Here is a 22,865-nt window from a genome sequence, read left to right on the forward strand (position 1 = left end):
CCGGGTCCGAGTCTCCGGAATGGGCGTTCGGCTTTTTCCTCTTCTGGCTGGGGGGGGGGGGGGTCCCCCCCCCCCCCCCCCCCCCCCCCCCCCCCCCCCCCCCAGGCCCGCGACTTCGACTTCGGCCGGTTCCAACGGCGCACCCGCACGCACGTCCGCCTCGGCCGGCTCCTGGAGCGGGCCGGCCTGATCCGCGACCGCACCCGCGACCGCTGGCTCGAGCGCGCGGCGGAGTTCTTCGAGGCCCACGACGTCCTGATGACACCGACGCTGTCGCACTGGCCGGTGAAGGCGGGCCGCTGGCACGAGCGCCGCTGGCTGACGAACGTCCTGCCGTCGACGCGCCTGGCGGGCTTCACGGGCCAGTGGAACCTGGCGGGCTACCCGGCGATCACGGTCCCGGTGGGCCGGTCGGTCAGGTCGGGCTTGCCAACGTCGGTCCAGCTGATCACCCGCCCCGGCGGCGAGCCGTTGCTGCTGGGCCTGGCGGCCCAGCTGGAGTCAGCGAACCCCTGGCCCCGCACAGCCCGCAACTGACACGCCCCAAGGCCACCTTGGGGCGTTTGCCTGGGGCTGTGGACAAGCCGCGCCGGCGAGCGCCGGAACTGTCGGTGCCCGCCGGTAGCGTGGAAAACGGGGGCTGCTCAGGCCCGGAAACGCACTGAAGGCCGCCCCGATCACTCGGGACGGCCTCCACGCGAGAAGTCTCAGGAACCCGGCTTGCTCGCCGTCGGCGAGAGCGGCTTCGCGCCGTTGCCGTTCCCGTTCGCCGGCTTGGTCGCCGGGCCGTTCGGCTTCGCGGGCGCGTTGCCCGGCTTCGCCACCGGCTTGGGCGTCGGCGCCGCGGCCTTCACCGCGGGCTTCGCCGAAGCCGACGCCGGGATCGACGGCTGGACCACCGGGACCACCGGCGCGGCCGGGGTCGTCGGGGACTCCGCCGCGGTGTCGCCGCCCACCAGCTTGGACGCCTGCGGGATCACCGCTTCCTCCGGCAACGTCGCCAGCTGCGTCTCGCTGCGGTTGAGGATGTCCTCCGCCGCCGCGAGGCTCTTGCGCGCCTGCTCGCGGATCTCCGCCAGGCGCTCGACCTTGCGGTTCGCCGCCGTCGTGCGCTGGGCCGCCTGGGTGGTCGCCTCGTCGAGGCGGCGCTTGGCCTCCGCCGTGGCCTCGTCCAGCCGCCGCTTGGCCTCGGCCGTCGCCTCCGCGAGGCGGCGCTCGGCCTGGTTCTTGCTGGCCGTGCGCTGGTCGGCGACGTGCTTCTCGAGCGCCGCCTTCTGCGCCGCCTGCGACGACTCGAACTCGCGCTCGAGCTTCCGCCGCTTGCGCTCGGCCTCGTTGTCGAGCAGCTCCCGCCGCTGGGCCGCCTCGACGGTCAGCCGCTGCACCTCCGCGCGCGTCTCCGCCAGCGCGTTCTCGTGCTCGGAGTGCAGCAGGTCGGCCTGCTTGTCCAGCTCCGTGACGAGCCGCGAGTACCGCTCGCGCAGCTTCGTCGACGCCTCGGTCGAGCCCGCCCACGTCTTCTCCGCGGCGGCCTCGGCGCGCTTGACGATCTCGTCCGCGCGGGCCTGCGCGAGCGTGACCGTCCGCTGCATCCGCTCGTCGAGGTCCTCGAGCCGCTCCGGCGGTTTCTTGAGCTCCTCCACCCGCGCTTCCAGCGACGCCACCTGCTGCCGGACCGACTCCAGCTCACGGGTCGCCGTGGCGGCCTGCGCCACGGCGGCGTCGCGGTCGCTCAGCACCCGGCGCAGCTGGGCTTCGACGTGGTCGAGGTACTGACGCACCTCGTTGCGGTCGAAGCCGTGCCAGGCCTGGGTGTATTCACGACGGAGGGGGAGGAGGCCGTTGAGGGCGCTCGCGGCGTGGTCGCGCTCAGGAACCATGCGCCCGACCGTACCCGGGCACCGTCCGCTTACGCCGGTCGGCTTAACAAATCACCAACACGTGTCGCGGTTCCGGCGGCGCGTCGCCGGAATGGCCGCACCCGGAAAACGCAGAGTCACCAGTGAAAGCCGCGCGAAAGCCGGGCGAGCGCCATCGCCGCACGCGAGAGGTGTTTCTCACCACGTCCGATCTTGAGACCGCCCGAACCGCCCGCCGCGGCGGAATCCGGGAAGATCCGGAAACCCTGGTACGCGACGGCATCGGTGAGGCCCGGCGTGAGCGTGTACGCCAGCCCGATCGCCTGCCCCGCCGGGGTGCCGATGTGCTTCGGCCGCTCGACGAGCGCCTTCAGCACCATGTCCGCGGCCTGCTCCGGCGACTTCGTCGGGAACGCGTCGTAGATCTTCGTCGGCCGGATCATCGGCGTCCGCACGAGCGGCATGTGGATGGTGGTGAACGTGATCCCGTCACCGTGCGTCTCGGTCGCGGCGATCCGCGAGAAGTAGTCCAGCGCCGCCTTCGACGCCGCGTACGCCGAGAAGCGCGGCGCGATGCCTTGCACGCCGATCGACGAGACGTTCACGATGTGCCCGAACTTCCGCTCGGACATGTGCGGCAGCACGGCGAGGATCAGCCGGACCGCGCCGAAGTAGTTGATCGCCATCGCGCGCTCGTAGTCGTGCATCCGGTCGTACGACAGCTTGATCGACCGGCGGATCGACCGGCCGGCGTTGTTGACCAGCATGTCGATCCGGCCGTGCTCGGCCAGCATCGCGTCGACGGCCTTGCGCACCGAGTCCTCGTCGGTGAGGTCGGCGGGGTAGACCGACGCGGTGCCGCCGGCGGCGACGATCTCGTCGCGGACCTCTTCCAGCTCGTGCTGGCGCCGCGCGACGAGCAGCGGGACACCACCCGCGGCCGCCACCTTCAACGCCGTCGCCCGGCCGATGCCCGACGACGCGCCGGTGATGATCACGCGCCGGCCGTCCAGCTCGCCGCGCGGGCCGTGCTTGCGGGCGCGGAACGGGTCGAGGTGCTCGCGCCAGTAGCGCCACAGCGTCGGCGCGTAGTCCTCCAGCCGCGGCACCTCGAGCGCCCCGGCGAGGGCCTTGCGCGTCTCGGCCGAGGAGAACACCGACGGGAACGCCATGGTCTCCAGCAGCACCGGCGGGATGCCGAAGCGCTCCATCACGGCGTCGCGCGCGATGGTGACGCCGGGGATGTGCTCGGTCAGCTTGACCAGCCCGACGATCCGCTTGGAAAGGCCTTCGCCGAGCTGGACGCTGATCGTCGGCGCGCCCGCGGCCTTCGCGAAGGCGTTGTAGACGGAGACGACCGGTTGCGGCTCGGGGTTGACCAGGTGGAAGGCCTGGCCGTCGAGACCGGGCTTGACCACCAGCTCGAGCAGCGCCTTCGCGACGTAGTCGACCGGCACGATGTTGGTGTCGCCGAGGTCCGGGCCGACGATCGGCAGCACGTCCGGCAGCCCGGCGAGCCGGTTGATCGCGGGGAAGAGGTAGTACGGGCCGTCGACCTTGTCCATCTCGCCGGTCTCGGAGTGCCCGACGACCACCGCCGGCCGGTAGACCCGCCACGGCACCTCGTCCTGCTCGCGGACGATCTTCTCGGCCTCGAACTTCGTCCGGTGGTACGGCGTCACGAGCCGCTGCCCGGCGTCGAACATCTCCTCGGTGAAGACGCCTTCGTGGTCACCCGCGACGGCCACCGAAGAAACGTGGTGCAGGCAGCCGGCGCGCAGGTCGGCGGCGAGATCGACGACGGCGCGCGTACCGTCCACATTGGCCTTGATGCTGGCTTCGTCGTCGGCGGTGAGGTCGTAGAGGGCGGCGAGGTGCACCACGTGGTCGACGTGCCCGCGCAGCTCCTCGCGGTCGGCTTCGGACACCCCGAGCAGCGGCTCCCCGAGGTCGCCGGTGACCAGCGTGACGCGGTCGGAGTGCGGCCACTGGTCGACCAGCGCGGCCAGCTTCGCCTTGCTCGACGCGCGGACCAGCAGCGCGACGCGGTCGTCGTCGGGGCGGGAGAGCAGCAGCCGGGTGAACTGGCGCCCGATCAGTCCGGTCGCCCCGGTCACCAAGAACGTCGCCATCGTCTTCACACCTCTCACCGCTTGCCCTGACCCTGGGCATTCTGCTGCATCCGGGCGGCGGTGACCACCTCGCGAGGACGTGAAGTTACTCACGGGTAACTTATTGCGGGTCCGCGATGACGACGCGGTTCTCCTCGTAGCCGTCCGAACCGCCGACCCAGCGGCCCCCGCACGTCACCAGCACGAGCCGGTGCGGCCCGGACTGGCCGAAGAGGTCGTCGGCCCGGGCCGGGAGGTCGTTCTTGTGCACCGTGACGAGCTGGGAGACCTTGAAGCGCCGGAGTTTCCCGTCGTTGTCCACAATGGACACGATGGAGCCGGTCTCGATGGTCCAGAGCTCAGCGAACGGCCCGGTCGCGCCCCGCCAGTTCACGTGCCCGGCGAGCACGCTCGCCCCACCGGCGGCGTCCAGGGCGGCGCCCCACCAGGTCGCCTGCCCGAGATCGGCGGGGATCGGAAGTTCCCCACCGGGACCGAGGTCCTTCCGCACGAGGACGGCTTGGCCACCACCGGGCAGCCGCACGGTGCCGGGCGGCTGCGGCTTGGGAGGAGGAGGTGGTGGGGTCGACTGAGTCTGCGCGGCCGGGGCGGCGGGTGCGGTGCTGGTCGGGGTGGGGGTGGTCGTGGTCGGACTCGCGGCGGGTGCGGCGGCCCCTGCGGCGGGCAGCGCAGTGCCCGCGACGACGGCTACCGGCGGCGAGCCGGCCACGGAGGAGCCGAGCTGTACCGCGAGCACGGTGGCGGCGCCGAGCGCAAAGCCGACGAGCAGCCGCCCCCGCCGCGGCTTCGGCGAGGTGGGGGTGTGGGTGTGCCACGGGTCGCCGGTCGGCTGGTCGGCGCCGGTTTGCCCTGCGCCGCGCCCGTGCTGGTCGCCGACGGCCTGCCACGGGTCGCCGATCGGCTGGCCGCCGTGGTCGGCGCCGGTTGGCCACTGACCGTCCGCGTGCCGGCCCGCGCCGGGGTGCGGCTCGGCGCCGGTCTGCCACCGGCCGTCCGCATGCCGCTCGTCCGGCGGCCAAGCCTCACCGAGCTGCTCATCCTCCTCAGGACGCCACCCGGTCCCGCGCCGCCACTCCTCGACGAACCAGCTCTCGCCCTGCCAGTTGTCGCCTGCCAACGCCGTTACCTCCGGGATGCCCGCCGCGCGGCGAAGGCGACCAGACCGGCGCCCAGCAGCGCCAGCAGGCCGAGCCCGGCCAGGCCCGCCGTCGAATAGCTCGTCTCCACGACTCCTCGCGCCTGCGCCAGCGGCTGGTCGCCGGCCGGGATCGCGCGCGGGACCTCGTTCGGCTTGTTCGTCACCGTCAGCACCAGCGTCTCGCCCGGCTTCACCGTTCCGCACGCCGACGGCGGGTTCTGCGGGTCGTACGCGTTCGTGTACCCCGGCGGCGGGCTCGCCTCCACGACGCAGATCTCCTGTGGCGTCCGGAGGTTCTCCACCGTCACCCCGCCGGTCGCGCCGTCGGTCGTGACGACCGCGGGCTTGCCGTCGGCGCCGGTGAGCGGCTTGCCGTCCTGGCCGAGCGCGGCCGACGTCTTGTCCTTGCCCGTGATCCGCAGGACCGCGCCGCCGACACCCTTGCCCGTGTTCGCGTCCGTCTTCGTCACCTGCACCTTGCCGGGCTTCGCGACGTTCACGACGCCCTGCGCGGTCAGCTCCTTCTCGCCGCCGGTGGAGACGACGCGCTGCTTCGACGTGTCGACCGGCAGCCGGACGTAGGGCCGGTCGGCCGGCGCGGACAGTGACGCCACCAGCTTCGGCCGGTCGCCGGTCGGGGTCAGCTTCACCGTCACCGTTCCGTCCGCGCCGGTCTTCAGCGTGACGTCCTTCGCCGCGGCCTGCGGGCTCGCGTTGCCCGCCGTGTCCCCGGCCGGTTCGCCGAGGGTGCCGGCCGTCGCCGTCAGTTTCACCGGGACGTCCGGGACGCCCTTGCCCTTGGCGTTCTTCACCGTCGCGGTCCACTCCGCCGGTTCGCCGAGGTGCTGGTCGCCCTTCGGCGCGGTCAGTGCCGCCGTCCACGGCCCGCGGTTGGTCTCGGCGTCCGTCCTCAGCCGCTCGACGGCGTCCGCGGAGTCCTTGCCCATCGCCTTCAGGTACCCGGGGGCGTCATAGGCGATCTTCTCCGCGGGCAGGCCCGGGTCGAGGTCGGCGGGGGTGCGCGGCGCCGCGGTCCACGAGTGCAGCAGGTGCGCGAGCGCGGTCGCCTCGTCGGGGTTCTTCGTGCCGCCGTAGCGCAGCAGCAGGTAGGAGATGTTCGCCGCCACGTCCGCGGGCAGCTTCGTGCCCCACTTCGTCAGCAGCTCGTCGCCGGGCTTGTACGGCTCGTCGGTGTCCGGCGCGCGAAGCCGGAAGCTCACGCAGAACACCTGCTCCCCGCCGACGACGTACGACCCCAGCCAGACCGGGCGCGGCGCCGGGTCGGCGCCGACCCGGTGGCCGATGCCTTCCTGGCTCGCGGCCGACGCCGTGGTCGCGGAGAGTGCGCCGAGCAGTGTCGCGGCGAACAAAGCAATGAGCACGCGGGCGCCCGCGCGCGGGCGTGTTGACCACCCCATGGTGTGTAGGCTCCTTCGTCGGACGTGTGGGCACGCAAACGCGTCTCCGCAGGTCACACGATTGATCAACTCCCCGACACGCGTTCGGTGAACGTCCGAGCACGCCAGGTGAGCGTCTCGCCGACGGGGCTGGACTGTCTACCGCTCTTCGGGTGGCTGTCGCCGAACGGTCGTGACCCCGGTCGCATACGGTGTCCTTCGTGGCCAGTGGCCCGCCGTCGAGTAAAGTTGTCTTTACTCGACGGGAACCGCGCGTGCCCGGCGGTCGTTGAACCCGATGCAGCGTCGATCCACAAAGCAGCAGATCCAGGAGGATCAGGTGCGTTCCAGTAGCAACCCGGCGTTCCGCAACCTGCCCCGCGGCGGAACCCAGACCCAGTACGGCCCCCCGGTGGGCTTCAACCAACCCCAGGGCGGCGTGCCCGGGTACGGCCCGGGGCAGGTCTCCTCCGGCGAGGGCGACCGGCCGATGACCGTCGACGACGTCGTCGTCAAGACCGGCATGAGCCTCGGTGTCGCGCTGCTCGTCGGGATCGTCACGGCGATCTGGGCCCAGAACACGCTGGCCGAGACCGGCAAGCTCTCCGGCGCCCTCATCGGCGCGATGATCGGCGGCCTGATCGTCGGGCTCGTCGTCTCGCTCGTGATCATCTTCAAGCAGAAGCCGAGCGGCCCGCTGACGCTGGTCTACTCCGCTGCCGAAGGCCTCTTCCTGGGCGCGCTGAGCGGCGTCTTCGAAACCGTCTACCACGGCATCGCGCTGCAGGCGATCATCGGCACCGTCGGTGTCTTCATCGGGATGCTGGTCGTCTACAAGACCGGCGCGGTCAAGGTGACGCCGAAGCTGACGAAGTGGATCGTCGGGGCGGTCGTCGGCGTCGCGGTCCTGATGCTGTTCAACCTGATCAGCTCGTTCGTCTTCGGGTTCAACCCGCTGCGCGACGGCAGCCCGCTCGCCATCGCCTTCAGCATCCTTTGCATCGGCATCGCGGCCTTCAGCTTCCTGCTCGACTTCGACCAGGCCGACCGGATGATCCGCGAGGGCATGCCGTCGAAGTGGGCCTGGTACACCGCGTTCGGCCTGATGACCACGCTGGTCTGGCTGTACCTGGAGATCCTGCGGCTGCTGTCCTACCTCCGCGAGTAACCTGGCTCACAGTTCCTCAGTGAAGGCGCTCCGTAACCAACGGGGCGCCTTTTCTGTGGGTAATTCGTGCATATGGGGACCCCGCTGCGGACCGCGATCACCCTGCGTGTTTGATGACCCGGTCGATTTCCTTTCACATGTGTGAGGTTCACAGTGAGCGTTCCCCCTCCGGCCCCCGGGGGCCAGCAGCCGGTGGGTCAGCCCGATCCCTACGGACCGCCCTCCGGCGGTCAGCCGCAGCCGCAGTACGGGCAGCCCGGCGCCTACGGCCAGGCGCCGCAGGGCCAGCCCGGTCAGCCGGGTCAGTTCGGCCCGCCGCCGCAGGGCCAGCCCGGCCAGTACGGCCCGCCGCCCGGCCAGTTCCCGCCCGGCCAGCCCGGCTTCCCGCCGGCGCCGCCCGCCGTGCCGAAGAAGTCGAAGACCGGCGCGATCATCAAGTTCGGCGTGATCGGCGTGATCCTGGTCGTCGCCGTCGTCGTGGGGATCGTCTCGTTCTCGAACTCGCCGGCCAGCTCCAACGTCGGTGACTGCCTCACGATCACCGAGTTCACCCGGGGCGGCGACGACCCGGCGAAGGCCGACTGCAACGACCCGAAGGCGAACGTCAAGATCGCGGCGAAGCTCGACAGCTCGTCCGACAACTGCCCGGGCGGCTCCGACGCCGGCTACGACACCTACTCGGTGAGCGGCCGCAGCTCCTACAAGCTGTGCCTGATGATCAACGCGAAGCAGGGCGACTGCCTGGCGAACTTCACGTCGCAGACCAAGGGGTACCAGAAGGTCTCGTGCTCCGACCCGACGAAGGACGGCGAGCTCGTCAAGGTCGTCTCGGGCCAGGCCGACAAGAGCGTCTGCGAGGGCACGGACGCCACGCGCGTGGCCGTCTACCCGGAGCCGGCGACGACGATGTGCGTCAAGACGAACGAATAGCTCCGGCTCACCGCGGCTCGTCCCACAGTGTGCGACGAGCTGCGGTGAATCGATCACCGGATCTAGCTTTGCCGGGTGGCGACGACCGAATCCCCTGCCGATGACAAGAAGTTCCTCGACTTCCCCACCTCCTGCGCCGCGCCCGTCCCGCAGCCGGAGGACCCCGTCCGGGTGGTCCCGCTGGCCGTCGCCGGGGTGCTCGCGGCCGGCCTGACCTGGTACGTCTGGGCGTCCTTCGGCGCCAAGTTCGGCGTCCTGCTGCTGCTCGGGCTCGGTCTCGGGCTCGCGCTGTTCCACTCGCGGTTCGGCTTCACCTCGGCGTGGCGGCAGCTGATCGCCGTCGGCAACGGCCAGGGCCTGCGCGCGCACACCGTCCTGCTCGGCACGGCCGCGACGCTGATCGCGCTGATCGCGGGCACCGGCAGCGGCCTCTTCGGCAGCAAGCCCGCGCCGACGGCCAGCCCGCTCGGCCTCGCGCTGTTCGTCGGCGCGACGCTCTTCGCGATCGGCATGCAGCTCGGGGGCGCGTGCGCGTCCGGGACGCTGTTCGCGGTCGGGTCCGGGCAGTCGGCGATCGTGCTGACGCTCGGCGGGTTCATCACCGGGTCGGTGCTCTACACCTGGGCGTACCCGGTGCTGAGCGGCTGGCCGGAGCTCAAGGGCGTGCTGCTGGCCGACCACGTCGGCTGGTTCGGCTCGTGGGCGATCACCATCGCCGTGCTCGCCGGGATCGTGCTGGTCACCCGCGCGGTGCAGCGCCGCCGCACCCCGCCGCCGGTGGACGCCGTGCCGACCGCGCACGGCTTCGCGCGGATCTTCCGCGGCTCGTGGCCGATGCTCGTCGGCGCGGTCGTGCTGGGTGTGCTGGCCGGCGCGGTGTTCCTGGTGTCGGGCGGGATCTGGGGCGTCACGAGCGCGTTCTCCCTGTGGGGCGCCAAGATCCTGCAGGTGTTCGGGCTGCACCCCCAGGCGTGGGAGTTCTGGCAGCAGAAGCCCAACGCGACGTCGCTGGCCAACCCGATCTGGAAGGACAAGAACAGCCTCACCGACATCGGGATCATGATCGGCGCGGCGGTGGCCGCGGCGGCCGCGGGCGCGTGGAAGATCCACAGCTCGATCCCGTGGCGCACGGCGCTGGCCGCGGTCCTCGGCGGGATCATGATGGGCGTCGGCGCGCGGATGGCGGGCGGCTGCAACATCGGCGCGTACCTCGGCGGCATCTCCACCGGCAGCCTGCACGGCTGGCTGTGGGGCGTGTTCGCGCTCGGCGGCACGTGGATCGGGCTGAAGCTGCGGCCGCTGTTCGGGCTGGGGAACCCGGTCCCGACCGACAGCATCTGCTGAATCCCTTCGTTTTTTGTCGGTGCCCCCCAGTACCCTCGCGGACGAATCCACGAACCTGGGGGGCCTCTTCCTTATGACTACGCAAAGAACCGGCTCGGCGCCGAACGGTGACGCGCTCGACGCCGGGGTGCTGAAGGTGGCGTCCGTCGTCGTCCTGGGCGCCATCATGGCGATCCTGGACACCACGGTCGTCAACGTCGCGCTGCAGAAGCTGACGATCGAGTTCTCGACGTCGTTCGACGTCATCCAGTGGGTCGCCACCGGCTACCTGCTCGCGCTCGCCACGGTGATCCCGGTCACCGGCTGGGCGTCGGACCGGTTCGGCACCAAACGGCTCTACATGGTCGCGATCGTGCTGTTCCTGGCCGGCTCGATGCTCGCCGGGCTGGCGTGGAACATCGAGACGCTGATCCTCTTCCGCGTCCTGCAGGGCTTCGGCGGCGGGATGCTGATGCCCTGCGGCATGACGATCCTGACGCGCGCGGCCGGCCCACAGCGGATCGGGCGCGTGATGGCGGTGCTGGGCGTGCCGATGCTGCTCGGCCCGATCGGCGGCCCGATCCTCGGCGGCTGGCTGGTCGACGCGGTGAGCTGGCGCTGGATCTTCTTCATCAACGTGCCGATCGGCATCGTCACGCTGCTGCTTTCGTGGCGGCTGCTGCCGAAGGACGCGCCGGAGCCGTCCGGCCGCTTCGACTTCGTCGGCATGCTGATGGTGTCGCCGGGGCTGGCGGCGCTGATCTTCGGCGTCTCGAAGATCCCGTCCGCGGGCGGGGTCGGCGCCGTCGAGGTGTGGCTGCCGTCGCTGGGCGGGCTGGTGCTGCTGGTGGCGTTCGTGCTGCGCGCGCTGAAGGTGCCGAACCCGCTGGTGGACCTGCGGCTGTTCAAGAACCGCACGTTCACGGTCGCGATGGTCACGATGTCGCTGTTCTTCGTCGCGTTCCTCGGCGGGATGATGCTGCTGCCGACGTACTTCCTGCTGGTGCGCGGCGAATCCACGCTGCACGCCGGGCTGCTGCTGGCCCCGCAGGGCTTCGGCGCGATGATCATGATGCCGGTCACCGGGCGGCTGGCCGACAAGGTGGGCGCGCGGAAGATCGTGCTGCCGGGTCTGGTGCTGATCGTCGGCGCGATGGCGATGCTGACCCAGGTCAGCGCGACCACGCCGTACTGGGTGCTGCTGTCGGCGTTGTTCGTGATGGGCCTCGGCATGGGCTGCACGATGATGCCGATCACGACGTCGGCGCTGCAGACGCTGCAGCCGAAGGACATGGCCCGAGCGTCCACGGCGACAAACATCGTCCAGCAGACGGCGGGCGCGATCGGCTCGGCGGTGCTGGCGACGATCCTGGCGGCCCTGCTGGCGGGCAAGTTCGGCGTCCCGACGGCCCAGGGCCAGCTGGCGGCCACGGCGGCGATCCTGAACCCGGAGACCCACCCGGCGGCAACGGGCCTGGCGGCGGACGCGTTCTCGACGACGTTCGTCTGGTCCCTGGTCCTGGTGGCACTGTGCGTGATCCCGGCACTGTTCCTCCCGAAGACCCGCCCGGCGGCCCCGGCGACCTCGGAGGACGGCGACGAGGTCGCACCCCCGGTGATGGTCCACTAGCCGACCCCTCCGTGACGTGATCGAAGGGTCGACACGCGTGACTGGAGGGTCGACACGCGTGATCAGAGGGTCGACACGGCCCCGCCGACCGGGATTCGCCGTGTCGACCCTTCAATCACGCGTGTCGACCTCCGGATCACGCGTGTCGACCCGCTGAACACGGCGAAGGCCACCACCGGAACTTCCGGTGGTGGCCTTCGGGGGTCAGAACGTCAGGAGAGGCGCTCCAGGATCATCGCCATGCCCTGGCCGCCGCCGACGCACATCGTCTCGAGGCCGAACTGCTTGTCGTGGTGCTGCAGGGAGTTGATCAGCGTCGACGTGATGCGCGCGCCCGTCATGCCGAACGGGTGGCCCACCGCGATCGCGCCGCCGTTGACGTTCAGGCGGTCGAGCTCGATGCCCAGGTCGCGGTACGACGGGATGACCTGCGCCGCGAACGCCTCGTTGATCTCGACCAGGTCGATGTCGCCGATGGACAGCCCCGCGCGCGAAAGCGCCTGGTTGGACGCCTCCACCGGGCCGTAGCCCATGATCTCCGGCGAAAGGCCCGTCACGCCGGTCGACACGATCCGCGCCAGCGGCGTCAGGCCCAGTTCGCGCGCCTTCGTGTCGGACATGACGACGACCGCCGCCGCGCCGTCGTTCAGCGGGCAGCAGTTGCCCGCCGTCACGCGGCCGTCCGGGCGGAACACCGGCTTGAGCCCCGAGACGCCTTCCAGCGTCACGCCCGCGCGCGGGCCGTCGTCCTTCGAGACGACCGTGCCGTCCGGCAGCGTCACCGGGGTGATGTCCTTGGCCCAGAAGCCGTCGGCGATGGCCTTCTCGGCCAGGTTCTGCGAGCGGACGCCGAACTCGTCCATGTCCTCGCGGGTGACGCCCTTCAGCCGCGCCAGGTTCTCCGCGGTCTGGCCCATCGCGATGTAGACGTCCGGGACGTCGCCCGAGGTGCGCGGGTCGGTCCACGAGTCGGTGCCGGACTCGGCGGTCGCGGCGGTGCGCTTCTCGGCGTCGGCGAACAGCGGGTTGTGCGTGTCCGGCCAAGAGTCCGAGCTGCCCTTCGCGAACCGCGACACGGTCTCGACGCCGGCCGAGATGAAGACGTCACCCTCGCCGGCCTTGATCGCGTGGAACGCCATCCGGGTGGTCTGCAGGCTGGACGAGCAGTAGCGCGTGACGGTGCAGCCGGGCAGGTGGTCGTACCCCAGCTCGACGGCGACCGCGCGGCCCATGTTGAACCCGGACTCGCCGCCCGGCAGGCCGCAGCCCAGCATCAGGTCGTCGATGTCGGCGGGGTCCAGCTGCGGCACCTTGGCCAGGGCCGCCTGGATCATCTGCACGGTCAGGTCGTCGGGCCGCATGCTGACCAGCGAGCCCTTCCCGGCGCGGCCGATCGGCGAACGAGCGGTGGAGACGATGACGGCTTCAGGCATGACGTGACACATCCTCGTATCGCGAGCTAGCGTGCTAAGCGGTTGCTCACCATAGTGCCGCTTGTGGCCCCGGTCGCAAAGCCGAACGCGACCAAGGCAACACGACGCCTGGCAGGATGCCCCCGTGCCGACCGAGACGCGGGTGCTGGGGACGAGGACGATCCTGCTGTGGGGAGCCGGCCTGCTGGTGGTCGCCGCGGTCGCGGCCACCCTGCTGCTCAGCCTCCTGGGCGGCGGCCGCCCGGAGGACGCCGCGCGGCTGGATGCCCTGAAGACCGCTGCCAACATCGTCGTCGGCACCGGGGGCGCCGCCGCCCTGCTGCTCGCCGCCCGCCGGCAGCGCTCGGCCGAGCTGGACCTGGCGCAGAAGGACCACGACGCCACCGAGCGCCGGATCACCGAGATCTACGGCAAGGCCGCCGACCAGCTCGGCAGCGACAAGGCGCCGGTCCGGCTCGCCGGGCTGTACTCGCTGGAACGGCTGGCCGCCGGGTACGCGCCGCACCGGCAGACGATCGTCAACGTGCTCTGCGCGTACCTGCGGATGCCGTTCGAGCACAAGACGGAGAACGGCGAAGAGCTGCAGGTCCGCAAGACCGCGCAGCGCATCCTGATGCTGCACCTGCGGCGCGGTCCCGAAGAGCGGCCGAACGAGGAGTTCTGGCCCGACGTCGACCTCGACTTTTCCGGGGCGAAGCTCGTCGGCCTGAACCTCACGCACTGTTCGATCCGGTCGATCACGTGCTACGGGACGGTGTTCCTCGAACTGGCGACCTTCCGCGGCACCGAATTCCGCACGAAGGCCGACTTCAACAAAGCGCAGTTCAGCGAGCGCGTCGATTTCCGGGGAACCGTTTTCGGCGGTGACCGCGACAGCTTCAACGGCGCCGTTTTCGCCGGTCCCGCCGATTTCGGGACGAAGTCCTCGGCTCGCCTCGCGGGCGCCGAAGCGCAGCGGGGGTTTTCCCGGACCTGGCCGCCCGGCTGGGAAGAACGGGCGGTCACCGACAAGCTGGGCTGGGCGGAATTGACACGAAAGGACGATCCGGGGCAACCGGCCGCCCGATAGGATCGTGTCATCACCGAGAGCTCGCCATTTTCCACGACGGGAGGTGAACCGGCGATGATTATCGGTCGGGCCGCACGGCGGCTGTCCCCGAACCTGCTGCGGACGGGTTGCCGCGCGCTGATCGGCGCCGGACGGCACCTCCGGGACGGGATGACGGCTCAGCGCACTGCGGCCCTCGGGCCGGAACCGGTTCGGACGGGCGGCTTGGTGGCCGCCTGAGGTCCGCGCCGGGCGGTCCGCCTCGCGTTCGCTGCCCGGCGTCACCGATGCGCACCCGGAGGCCGCCCGGCCACGAGTGGACAACGCCACCGGTAGGCCGTTTAGGCTGGCCCTCGTGGAGTACGCAGAGCACATCGCAGACCTCGTGGGCAACACCCCGCTGGTCAAGCTGAACTCGTTGACCAAGGGGCTCAAGCCGCTCGTGCTGGCCAAGGTCGAGTACCTGAACCCGGGTGGCTCGGTCAAGGACCGCATCGCGCTGCGCATGATCGAAGCGGCCGAGCGCTCCGGCGCGCTGCGCCCCGGCGGCACGATCGTGGAGCCGACGTCCGGCAACACCGGCGTCGGGCTGGCCATGGTCGCGCAGCGCAAGGGCTACCAGTGCGTCTTCGTCTGCCCGGACAAGGTCAGCGAAGACAAGCGCAACGTGCTCAAGGCGTACGGCGCCCGTGTCGTGGTGTGCCCGACGGCCGTCGCGCCCGAGCACCCGGACTCCTACTACAACGTCTCCGACCGGCTGGTCCGCGAGATCGACGGCGCCTGGAAGCCCAACCAGTACGCCAACCCGCAGAACCCGGAGAGCCACTACCTCTCGACCGGTCCCGAGCTGTGGAAGCAGACCGACGGCAAGATCACGCACTTCGTCGCGGGCGTCGGCACCGGCGGCACGATCTCCGGCACCGGCAAGTACCTCAAGGAGGTCAGCGACGGCCGCGTGCAGGTGGTCGGCGCGGACCCGGAGGGCTCGGTCTACTCCGGCGGCAGCGGCCGGCCGTACCTGGTCGAAGGGGTCGGCGAGGACTTCTGGCCGGACACCTACGACCGGAACATCGCCGACGAGATCATCCCGGTCTCCGACGCCGACTCGTTCCAGGTCACCCGGCGGCTCGCGCTCGAGGAGGGCCTGCTGGTCGGCGGCTCCTGCGGGATGGCCGTCGCGGCCGCGCTGAAGCTCGCCGAGCGGCTCACCGAGGACGACGTCGTGGTCGTGCTGCTGCCCGACGGCGGCCGTGGCTACCTGACGAAGGTGTTCAACGACACCTGGATGTCCTCCTACGGCTTCCTGCCGCCCGACTCCTCCGGCGCGACGGTGGCCGACGTGCTCACCAAGAAGAGCGGCACGCTGCCGGCGCTGGTGCACTCGCACCCGAACGAGACGGTCGCCGAGGCCATCGCGATCCTCGCGGAGTTCGGCGTCAGCCAGATGCCCGTGGTCAGCGCGGAGCCGCCGGTGATGGCGGCCGAGGTCGTCGGCGCGGTCAACGAGCGTGACCTGCTCGAGGCGCTGTTCACCGGCAAGGCCCAGCTGGCCGACCGGCTCGACCGGCACATGTCGCCGCCGCTGCCGACCATCGGCGGCGGTGAGCAGGTGAGCTCCGCGATGACGGCGCTCGAAGGCGCCGACGGCGCGCTCGTGCTGGTCGACGGCAAGCCGGCCGGGGTCGTCACCCGGCACGATCTCCTGGGGTTCCTGGCCGGGCGCTGAACAGCAGGCGAGAAGGGGCTTAATCGGTGAACCCGGCAGGGGCGTTACGAGCGCCCTGCCGGGTGATCCGATAGCGTGGGCGCAAATAGAACACTTTCGCGTCCTCGTCAAGGGGGTTCAAGACCCACATGAGTGCACCGCAGCCACCGAACCAGCCGTGGGGTGGCGGCCAGCCACCTCAGGGCCCACCGAGTGGCCCCCAGCCGCAGCAGGACCCGTTCGGCAGCCCCGAACCGACTCAGGTCGTGCAACCACAAGCCCCCGGGTCCCCGTTCGGGGACACTCCGGAGCCGACCCAGGTCGTGCAGCCGGTCCAGCCGGGTGACGGCGGGGCGGGCGCGACCCAGGCGATGCCGCCGGTCGACGCGAACGCGACGCAGATGGTGAACCCGGCCGGCGGCGGCGACGCCCCGGTCGCGGACTCCACGCAGCTGGTGCCCCCGGGCTCCCAGCCGCCGGCGATCCCGTACACCCCGCCGCCGAGCGCGGCCGACAACCCGGCCGCGGCCTTCGGCCAGCAGCCGGGCGGCTTCGGCCAGCCCGGTCAGCCGGGCGGGTTCGGGCAGCAGCCGGGTGGTTACGGCCAGCCGCCGCAGGGCTTCGGCGGTCCCGGCTTCGGTGGCCCGCAGCAGCCCGGCTTCGGTGGCCAGCCGCCGCAGTTCGGCGCGCCGTCGGGTGGCAACGGCATGTTCGGCTACATCGCCGGCGGTGTGGTCGCCCTGCTGGGGCTGATCGCGCTGATCATCTCCTTCGGCTACATGGGCGACGCGAGCGACTACTCGAAGGCGTTCGACCTGGCTCCGAGCCAGGAGGCCATCGACAACGTCCTCGACCAGCTCGGGATCATCGGCCCGGGCCTGGTCTGGTTCTACGTGATCATGATCCTGGTGGGCTCGCTGATCTCCCTCGCCGGCGGTGCCGGCCTGGCGCTGGCGGGCAAGCTGGGCGGGATCAAGAAGTTCGTCCCGATCGTGATCGTCGTGGGTGGCGCGCTGCTCACCCTCTTCGCGCTGCTGCTCAAGATCGGCATGACGCCGAAGGACTCCGCGCTCGCGCAGGCGTCCGCCTCCGCGAAGGACACGTTCGGTCTCGGGCTGCCGCCGCTGATCCTGGGTGTGCTCATCCTCATCGTGGGTGTCCTCGGGTTCGTCCCGGCGACGCAGCAGTTCGTCGGCCTCGGTGGCGGCGACGCCGCGCCGGCCGGGCCGCAGGGCTTCGGCGGGCCGCCCAGTGGTGGCTTCGGCGCCCCGCAGCAGCCGGGCTTCGGCCAGCCGGGCCAGCCCGGCGGGTTCGGGCAGCCGGGTCAGCCGGGCGGCTACGGCGACCCGGGCCAGCAGGGCGGCTACGGCGACCCGGGGCAGCAGGGTGGGTTCGGGCAGCCGGGTCAGCCGGGCGGCTACGGCCAGCCAGGCCAGCCAGGCGGTTACGGCCAGCCGGGTCAGCCCCAGCCGGGCCAGCCGCAGCCGGGTTACGGCCCGCCTCCGGGTTACGGCCAGCCGGGCGGCCCCAACCCGTCCAGCGGTGGGTTCCCGCAGCAGCCGGGTGGTTACGGCCAGCCGCCGCAGCAGCCGGGTTACGGCCAGCCGGGGCAGCCGCCGCAGGGTTATCCGCAGCAGCCGGGTCAGCCGCAGCAGGGCTGGGGCCAGCAGCCGGGCCAGCAGGGCCCGCCGAGCGGCGGGTTCGGCCAGCCGGGCCAGCCGCCGCAGCAGCCGTGGTGAACTAGTACACCTTTTTCGTGCCCCGGAGCCATTCGGCTCCGGGGCACGCTGCATTTATCGACGATTGCGCAATTGTCCTTTTCGGACAATTAACGAGTTGCGGGTCCGCCGGGAACTGTGACGGGATTTCTGCCGCTACCGCACAAAAATGATCTTGGGTTCCGCTGTTCGGCCGAACTCTCGTCCGTTTCCGGACTCCATCCCCCTTCCGACGCTAGGGTGAACGCCGTAGTCCCGCGTTCCTTGATGGGGGAGTTGTGACCGGCTCGCACGAATACCCGGTAACTTATTCGCATTCGTATTCACCGGTTCGGCCATCCGGAGTAACGGCGCTTCTCGCCGCCGTGCTCGGGCTTCCGGCCGCGGTCGCCGCGGGTTATGTGCCGGTCAAGATCTTCCTCGACATGCCCGCCGAATTCAGCCTCGGCGCGCTCCCGAACTGGGTGCTGGTGGACCTCGCCGGGTACCTGGTCGCCGGGCTCCTGCTCCTCCTCGGCTCGCTGGCGACGCTGTTCCGCGCGACGGCGGGCGCGGTCCTGCTCGGCCTCGGCGCGCTGCTGGCCATCGGCGCGCTGCTGACCGAGCCGCTCTCGGTGGGTGTCCCGCTGGCCCGCTTCGCCGACGCGATGTTCACCCACGGCGGCTTCGCTATGGTCGACCGCGTCGGGCTCGCGGGCCTCGCCGTGCTCGTCGTCGTGCTGGCGTTCGTGCCGCCGACGTTCCGGTACCTGCGCTACCGCGCCCCGCTGCTGCCGGCGCTCTCCGGCCAGGGTGCCTACCCGTCCCGGGGCTGGTGAGCGGCCCGCGGTGGCATCTTGCTGAGATCCATCCCACTTGACGGGAATTCGAGCGGCGGGCCGTACGCTTGACCAATGGTGGACGACTACTCAGCACTGGGCTTCGAAACTCGCGCGATCCACGTGGGTCAGAAGCCCGACCCCCGCACCGGCGCGGTGACCGTGCCGATCTACCAGACCTCCACCTACGCGCAGGACGGCGTGGGCGGCACCCGCGAGGGCGACTACGAGTACTCGCGCACCGCGAACCCGACCCGCACGGCGCTGGAGGAGGCGCTGGCCTCGCTGGAAGGCGGCCGGCACGCGCTCGCCTTCGCGTCCGGCATGGCGGCCTCCGACGTGGTGCTGCGCAGTACCCTGCGCCCCGGTGACCACCTCGTGCTCGGCAACGACGCGTACGGCGGCACCTTCCGCCTGATCGACAAGGTGCTCAGCCTGTGGGGCGTCGAGCACACCGTCGCCGACCTGGGCAACCTCGACGAGGTGCGCGCCGCCATCCGGCCGGAGACCAAGCTGATCTGGTGCGAGTCGCCGACCAACCCGATGCTCGGCATCGCCGACCTCGCGGCGCTGGCCGGCCTGGCGCACAACGCCGGCGCCCGCCTGGTGGTCGACAACACCTTCGCAACGCCGTACCTGCAGAACCCGCTCTCGCTGGGCGCCGACATCGTCCTGCACTCCACGAGCAAGTATCTGGGCGGCCACGCCGACGTCGTGGGCGGCGCGGTCGTCACCAACGAGGACGAGCTGCGCGAGCAGCTGTTCTACCTGCGCAACGCCGCGGGCGCGGTGCCCGGGCCGTTCGACGCCTGGCTGACGCTGCGCGGCCTCAAGACGCTCGCCCTGCGCATGGAGCGGCACAGCGACAACGCCGAGCTGATCGTGCAGGCGCTGGTCAAGCACCCTAAGGTGGCGAAGGTCTACTACCCGGGCCTGCCGGAGCACCCCGGCCACGAGATCGCGGCGAAGCAGATGCGCCGCTTCGGCGGGATGGTCTCGTTCAGCCACGCCGACGGCGAAGAGGCGGCGCTCGAGGTCGTCTCCCGCACGAAGCTGTTCATCCTCGCGGAGTCCCTCGGCGGCGTCGAGTCGCTGCTGGAGCACCCGGGCCGGATGACCCACCTGAGCACGGCGGGCTCGACCCTGCAGGTGCCGGCCGACCTGATCCGCCTCTCGGCGGGCATCGAAGACGGCCGTGACCTGGTCGAGGACCTGCTGCAGGCCCTGGGCTGACCCCGAACGACAAAAACGGCGCCGGAACTGCTCCGGCGCCGTTTTTTTGTGCTCGGGATCAGGGGTTGTAGTCGCCGTGGACGACGCCGCCGGACTTCGGGGTGCCCGTGGCCGGCAGGTTCGCGCCGTCGACGCAGCCGCCGACCAACTCGACGTGGCTGTCGTGGCGGATGTACTGGGCCGGGGAGCCGCAGCTCGCGCTGTCCACGGTGAGGTACGCCGCTCCGGTGAGCGCGGCGGCCGAGGCCAGGCCGATCACCAGGGGGAGCAGACCGGCCGATCGGGTGGCGCGAGCCCGCCGGGCGGTGTTCGCGTTGTTCCCCCGTGCCATGGTTGCTCCCTGTTTACCGCGTGTTGACACGGCCCAGGGTACCCGGCTCCCCGCCCGGTCAACCTGTGGATCTCCTGAGTGGCATCATCCGGCTCATGGAACTCGTGACCATCGAGCGGATCCAGGCCGCCCGGGAACTCCTCAAAGGAGTGACCAGGGTGACGCCGATGGAGCACGCGCGCGACCTGCGCCGGCTCCACGGCGGTCCGGTGCACCTGAAGTGCGAAAACCTGCAGCGCACGGGCTCGTTCAAGATCCGCGGCGCCTACACCCGCATCCACGGCCTCACCCAGGCCGAACGCGACCGCGGGGTCGTCGCGGCCAGCGCCGGCAACCACGCGCAGGGCGTCGCGCTCGCGTCGTCGCTGCTCGGCGCCAAGTCCACCGTCTTCATGCCGCTGCGCGCGCCGCTGCCGAAGCTCGCCGCCACGCGCGGTTACGGCGCCGACGTCCACCTGCACGGCGCCCTGCTCGAGGAGACGCTCGCCGCGGCGGTCGAGTTCGGCGAGCGGACCGGCGCGGTGTTCATCCACCCCTTCGACCACTCCGACGTCATCGCCGGCCAGGGCACGGTCGGCCTCGAGATCCTGGAGCAGCTGCCCGGGGTCAAGACCATCCTGGTCGCCACCGGCGGCGGCGGGCTGGTCGGCGGGGTCGCGTCGGCGGTCAAGGCGCTGCGCCCGGACGTCCGCGTGGTCGGCGTCCAGGCCGAGGAGGCCGCGGCGTACCCGCCGTCGCTCGCCGCGGGCGCGCCGGTCCGGCTGGGGTCGACCGCGACGATGGCGGACGGAATCGCGGTCGGCCAGCCGGGCCTGGTCAGCTTCGCCCACGTCGAGGCGCTCGTCGACGACGTCGTGACGGTGTCCGAAAGGTTCCTCTCGCGCGCGGTGCTGCTGTGCCTGGAGCGCCGGAAGCTGGTCGTCGAGCCGGCCGGCGCGGCCACGGTCGCGGCGCTGCTGCAGCACCCCGGTCACTTCGAGGCGCCGGTGGTCGCCGTGCTGTCCGGCGGCAACGTCGACCCGGTGCTGCTCTCGCAGATCATCCAGCAGGGCATGACGGCGGCCGGCCGCTACCTGCGGCTTCGCCTGCGCGTCCCGGACCGCCCGGGCTCGCTCGTCGGGGTGCTTTCGTGCGTCAGCGGGCTCGGCGCGAACGTGCTCGACGTCGAGCACTCGCGGATCTCGGGCAGCCTCGACCTCGGTGAAGCCGACGTCGCACTGGCGCTGGAGACCCGCGGGCCCGAGCACTGCAAGGAGATCGAAGCCGCCCTGACGGAGGCGGGTTACACGGTCGTCTGACCCGGCTCGCCGGTGATGGCGGCCAGCGCGAGGTCCTTGGCGGGCTCGGGCACGTCGGCCGGCGCGGTGAAGCGCCGCGACCGGATGTGGGCGAGCAGGTCCGGGTCCGGCGGGACGCCGTGTTCACGCAGGTAGTACGCGACCGCGCCGGGCCAGGCCCACGCGCCGTCGGTGCGGAAGTTCATCGGCACCGCGTCCGCGCGGTCGGGCGCGAACGCGTCCGGGCCGTAGCTGCGCGAGGCCAGGATCACCGGCGCCGCGTCCAGGTAGGCGAGCACCCGCTCGGCCTCGGCCGGCACGAGCGGCTGACGCCGGATGAGCGGCTTACCCGCCGCGTCGAGGCCGTCGTAGATCCTCGGGGTGCGGACCTCGCCGTCCGCCGCGGGCGGCGTCAGCCCGGCCTTCTCCCGCAGCCAGGCCGGGATGTGCTCGTCGGCGCGCGGGAAGAACCGCAGCTCGTCCTGGAACCCGAGCGCCGGCGGCTGCTGCCGGAACGGCGGTTCGAGGTCCGGGCGCACGAAGTCGACGTCCGGCGCCGCGGCGGGCTCGAACACGCAGATCACGCCCAGCCAGGTGCCCCGGCCGGGCTGGTACATGCCCGAGCGCAGCACGCCGAGCAGGCGCACCGCCTCCGGGTGCGGCTGCGTCGGCCGCGGCAAGCCGTCCGGCCCGGTGACCAGCAGGTCGGCCTCGACGTGCCGGCCGGCGGCGCGGTACTCGATCCGCAGCTGCCGCCAGCCCGGTGGCGCCTGCGAAGCGAGCGCGAGGCCGATCTGCCGGACGATCTCCTGCTGCTGGTCCGGGCGCGGCGGCCCCGGTGGCTGGCTCATGTCGCCCCCAGGTCAGATGGTGATCTCGCCGACGCGGGTGCCCGCGAGCAGGTGGTGGGGCAGGTAGTCGGACTCGACGTCGAACGCCATCCCGGCGTCCCGGGCGAGGCAGGCCATGGCGAGCGGGGCCAGCGCGACGATGCTCGTGCTGTTGCGCGGCCGCTCGGGATCCGCGGTCCAGTACTCCTTGTGCAGCCGCAGCGCGGTGACGAGCGCGTCGGCGAACTTGCCGTCCTCCCGCTGGGTGAAGTGGTAGAACAGCTCGATCGGCGGGAAGTGCAGCTGCAGCACGCTTTCCGGGCTGGCGCGCACCGTCGCCGGGTCGGTGGCGCGCATGGCCGCCAGCACGGCCTCGACCAGGTCGGCCTCGCCGCGGACGTGGATCTGCAGCGCCCGCACCCAGTCGAAGACGAAGTCGTCGTACTCGGGGCGCGACTGCCGCAGCAGGTCGACCGGGACGGCGGCCAGCAGCTCGAGCCGCGCCTGGTCGCGCGCCACGATGGCCAGGTACGCCGCCTTCAGCCAGTTCATCGCGCCGCTGTCGGTCGTCGGCCCGGTCGCCGGGCGCCGGATCTCGTCCTCGCCGAACCGGAACTCGACTTCCTCGCCCTCGGGCCGGTTCGCGGCGAGGAACAACGCACTGCCGGCCTGCACGGCGCGGGTGAACGCCAGCCACGTCTCGTTCTCCGCCGCCCGCGGGTCGCCGCCACACCGGTCGGCGAACTCGTTGTACGAGCGGTCCAGGGCGAACCCGGGGCCGAGCGTTTCGGTTTCGATGTCTTCACGCGCTTCGTGCCGGCGCGTGAAGAGCCGTTTCACGCCGCGTTCGGCATTCGGCGCGTCGAAGTCGTGCCGGTCGACAGTGGGCACTTTC

Annotated in this window: 19 protein-coding genes; 11 read left to right on the forward strand and 8 right to left on the reverse strand. The window is 71.5% G+C overall.

Annotated elements, in window-relative coordinates:
* The first annotated feature begins 189 nt into the window (after positions 1–189).
* Positions 190–537 (forward strand): amidase family protein, encoded by a 348-nt coding sequence (locus ACZ63E_RS44765; RefSeq protein WP_465342424.1) that lies wholly within the window; start codon positions 190–192, stop codon positions 535–537.
* 170 nt (positions 538–707) lie between these two features.
* On the opposite strand, the gene ACZ63E_RS44770 is transcribed toward ACZ63E_RS44765, so the two are convergent.
* The 4 genes from ACZ63E_RS44770 to ACZ63E_RS44785 all read right to left on the reverse strand — a co-directional run bounded on the left by ACZ63E_RS44770 (position 708) and on the right by ACZ63E_RS44785 (position 6,547).
* Complete coding sequence (locus tag ACZ63E_RS44770; protein ID WP_465342404.1) at positions 708–1,880, reverse strand: cell division protein DivIVA; 1,173 nt, start codon at positions 1,878–1,880, stop codon at positions 708–710.
* Between the two features lie 116 nt (positions 1,881–1,996).
* Positions 1,997–3,991, reverse strand: coding sequence for an SDR family oxidoreductase (locus ACZ63E_RS44775; protein ID WP_465342405.1), 1,995 nt, complete (start codon positions 3,989–3,991; stop codon positions 1,997–1,999).
* Between the two features lie 100 nt (positions 3,992–4,091).
* Complete coding sequence (locus ACZ63E_RS44780) at positions 4,092–4,760, reverse strand: class F sortase (protein ID WP_465342425.1); 669 nt, start codon at positions 4,758–4,760, stop codon at positions 4,092–4,094.
* A gap of 353 nt (positions 4,761–5,113) precedes the next feature.
* Complete coding sequence (locus tag ACZ63E_RS44785) at positions 5,114–6,547, reverse strand: hypothetical protein (protein ID WP_465342406.1); 1,434 nt, start codon at positions 6,545–6,547, stop codon at positions 5,114–5,116.
* 319 nt (positions 6,548–6,866) lie between these two features.
* On the opposite strand from ACZ63E_RS44785, the gene ACZ63E_RS44790 reads away from it, so the two are divergent.
* The 4 genes from ACZ63E_RS44790 (at position 6,867) to ACZ63E_RS44805 (ending at position 11,577) form a co-directional block, all read left to right on the forward strand.
* Entirely contained in the window at positions 6,867–7,694 is an 828-nt protein-coding gene (locus ACZ63E_RS44790; RefSeq protein WP_465342407.1) for a Bax inhibitor-1/YccA family protein, read from the forward strand.
* 192 nt (positions 7,695–7,886) lie between these two features.
* Entirely contained in the window at positions 7,887–8,624 is a 738-nt protein-coding gene (locus tag ACZ63E_RS44795) for an LppU/SCO3897 family protein (RefSeq protein WP_465342426.1), read from the forward strand.
* Positions 8,625–8,699: 75 nt separating this feature from the next.
* Positions 8,700–9,968 carry a YeeE/YedE family protein gene (locus tag ACZ63E_RS44800; protein WP_465342408.1) on the forward strand — a complete coding sequence of 423 codons (1,269 nt, stop codon included), beginning with the start codon at positions 8,700–8,702 and terminating at the stop codon, positions 9,966–9,968.
* Positions 9,969–10,041: 73 nt separating this feature from the next.
* Positions 10,042–11,577, forward strand: a complete 1,536-nt coding sequence (locus ACZ63E_RS44805) for a DHA2 family efflux MFS transporter permease subunit (protein WP_465342409.1) — start codon at positions 10,042–10,044, stop codon at positions 11,575–11,577.
* Between the two features lie 212 nt (positions 11,578–11,789).
* On the opposite strand, the gene ACZ63E_RS44810 is transcribed toward ACZ63E_RS44805, so the two are convergent.
* Positions 11,790–13,010: an acetyl-CoA C-acetyltransferase gene (locus tag ACZ63E_RS44810; RefSeq protein ID WP_465342410.1), complete on the reverse strand. Its 1,221-nt coding sequence runs from the start codon at positions 13,008–13,010 to the stop codon at positions 11,790–11,792.
* 124 nt (positions 13,011–13,134) lie between these two features.
* Here ACZ63E_RS44810 and ACZ63E_RS44815 point away from each other — a divergent pair, with 124 nt between their 5' ends.
* The 5 genes from ACZ63E_RS44815 (at position 13,135) to ACZ63E_RS44835 (ending at position 19,532) form a co-directional block, all read left to right on the forward strand.
* Entirely contained in the window at positions 13,135–14,079 is a 945-nt protein-coding gene (locus tag ACZ63E_RS44815) for a pentapeptide repeat-containing protein (RefSeq protein WP_465342411.1), read from the forward strand.
* A 334-nt stretch (positions 14,080–14,413) separates the two neighbouring features.
* Positions 14,414–15,784, forward strand: coding sequence for a cystathionine beta-synthase (locus ACZ63E_RS44820; RefSeq protein ID WP_465342412.1), 1,371 nt, complete (start codon positions 14,414–14,416; stop codon positions 15,782–15,784).
* Positions 15,785–16,029: 245 nt separating this feature from the next.
* Positions 16,030–17,502 (forward strand): hypothetical protein, encoded by a 1,473-nt coding sequence (locus tag ACZ63E_RS44825; protein ID WP_465342413.1) that lies wholly within the window; start codon positions 16,030–16,032, stop codon positions 17,500–17,502.
* Between the two features lie 344 nt (positions 17,503–17,846).
* Complete coding sequence (locus ACZ63E_RS44830; RefSeq protein WP_465342414.1) at positions 17,847–18,299, forward strand: hypothetical protein; 453 nt, start codon at positions 17,847–17,849, stop codon at positions 18,297–18,299.
* Between the two features lie 75 nt (positions 18,300–18,374).
* Positions 18,375–19,532, forward strand: coding sequence for a cystathionine gamma-synthase (locus ACZ63E_RS44835; protein WP_465342415.1), 1,158 nt, complete (start codon positions 18,375–18,377; stop codon positions 19,530–19,532).
* Positions 19,533–19,590: 58 nt separating this feature from the next.
* Here ACZ63E_RS44835 and ACZ63E_RS44840 read toward each other — a convergent pair whose 3' ends face one another.
* Entirely contained in the window at positions 19,591–19,863 is a 273-nt protein-coding gene (locus ACZ63E_RS44840) for a hypothetical protein (protein ID WP_465342416.1), read from the reverse strand.
* A gap of 95 nt (positions 19,864–19,958) precedes the next feature.
* Here ACZ63E_RS44840 and ilvA point away from each other — a divergent pair, with 95 nt between their 5' ends.
* Positions 19,959–21,161, forward strand: a complete 1,203-nt coding sequence (gene ilvA / locus ACZ63E_RS44845) for a threonine ammonia-lyase (RefSeq protein WP_465302636.1) — start codon at positions 19,959–19,961, stop codon at positions 21,159–21,161.
* On the opposite strand, the gene ACZ63E_RS44850 is transcribed toward ilvA, so the two are convergent.
* Together ACZ63E_RS44850 and ACZ63E_RS44855 are read right to left on the reverse strand one after the other, a co-directional pair.
* The gene (locus tag ACZ63E_RS44850; protein WP_465302638.1) at positions 21,146–21,991 is read right to left on the reverse strand and encodes a ferredoxin; all 846 of its coding nucleotides are present in this window, start codon (positions 21,989–21,991) and stop codon (positions 21,146–21,148) included. The genes ilvA and ACZ63E_RS44850 overlap by 16 nt on opposite strands.
* Positions 21,992–22,003: 12 nt before the next feature.
* The gene (locus ACZ63E_RS44855) at positions 22,004–22,861 is read right to left on the reverse strand and encodes an immunity 49 family protein (RefSeq protein ID WP_465342417.1); all 858 of its coding nucleotides are present in this window, start codon (positions 22,859–22,861) and stop codon (positions 22,004–22,006) included.
* Positions 22,862–22,865 lie beyond the last annotated feature (4 nt).

Source organism: Amycolatopsis sp. NPDC104819 (genome assembly GCF_055583145.1).

Excerpts from the sequence above, each read along its gene's own strand:
- ACZ63E_RS44770 (WP_465342404.1), bottom strand. The coding sequence starts at position 1,880 with ATGGTTCCTGAGCGCGACCACGCCGCGAGCGCCCTCAACGGCCTCCTC.
- ACZ63E_RS44775 (WP_465342405.1), bottom strand. The coding sequence starts at position 3,991 with ATGGCGACGTTCTTGGTGACCGGGGCGACCGGACTGATCGGGCGCCAG.
- ACZ63E_RS44785 (WP_465342406.1), bottom strand. The coding sequence starts at position 6,547 with ATGGGGTGGTCAACACGCCCGCGCGCGGGCGCCCGCGTGCTCATTGCT.
- ACZ63E_RS44805 (WP_465342409.1), top strand. The coding sequence starts at position 10,042 with ATGACTACGCAAAGAACCGGCTCGGCGCCGAACGGTGACGCGCTCGAC.
- ACZ63E_RS44810 (WP_465342410.1), bottom strand. The coding sequence starts at position 13,010 with ATGCCTGAAGCCGTCATCGTCTCCACCGCTCGTTCGCCGATCGGCCGC.
- ACZ63E_RS44835 (WP_465342415.1), top strand. The coding sequence starts at position 18,375 with ATGGTGGACGACTACTCAGCACTGGGCTTCGAAACTCGCGCGATCCAC.
- ACZ63E_RS44840 (WP_465342416.1), bottom strand. The coding sequence starts at position 19,863 with ATGGCACGGGGGAACAACGCGAACACCGCCCGGCGGGCTCGCGCCACC.
- ilvA (WP_465302636.1), top strand. The coding sequence starts at position 19,959 with ATGGAACTCGTGACCATCGAGCGGATCCAGGCCGCCCGGGAACTCCTC.
- ACZ63E_RS44850 (WP_465302638.1), bottom strand. The coding sequence starts at position 21,991 with ATGAGCCAGCCACCGGGGCCGCCGCGCCCGGACCAGCAGCAGGAGATC.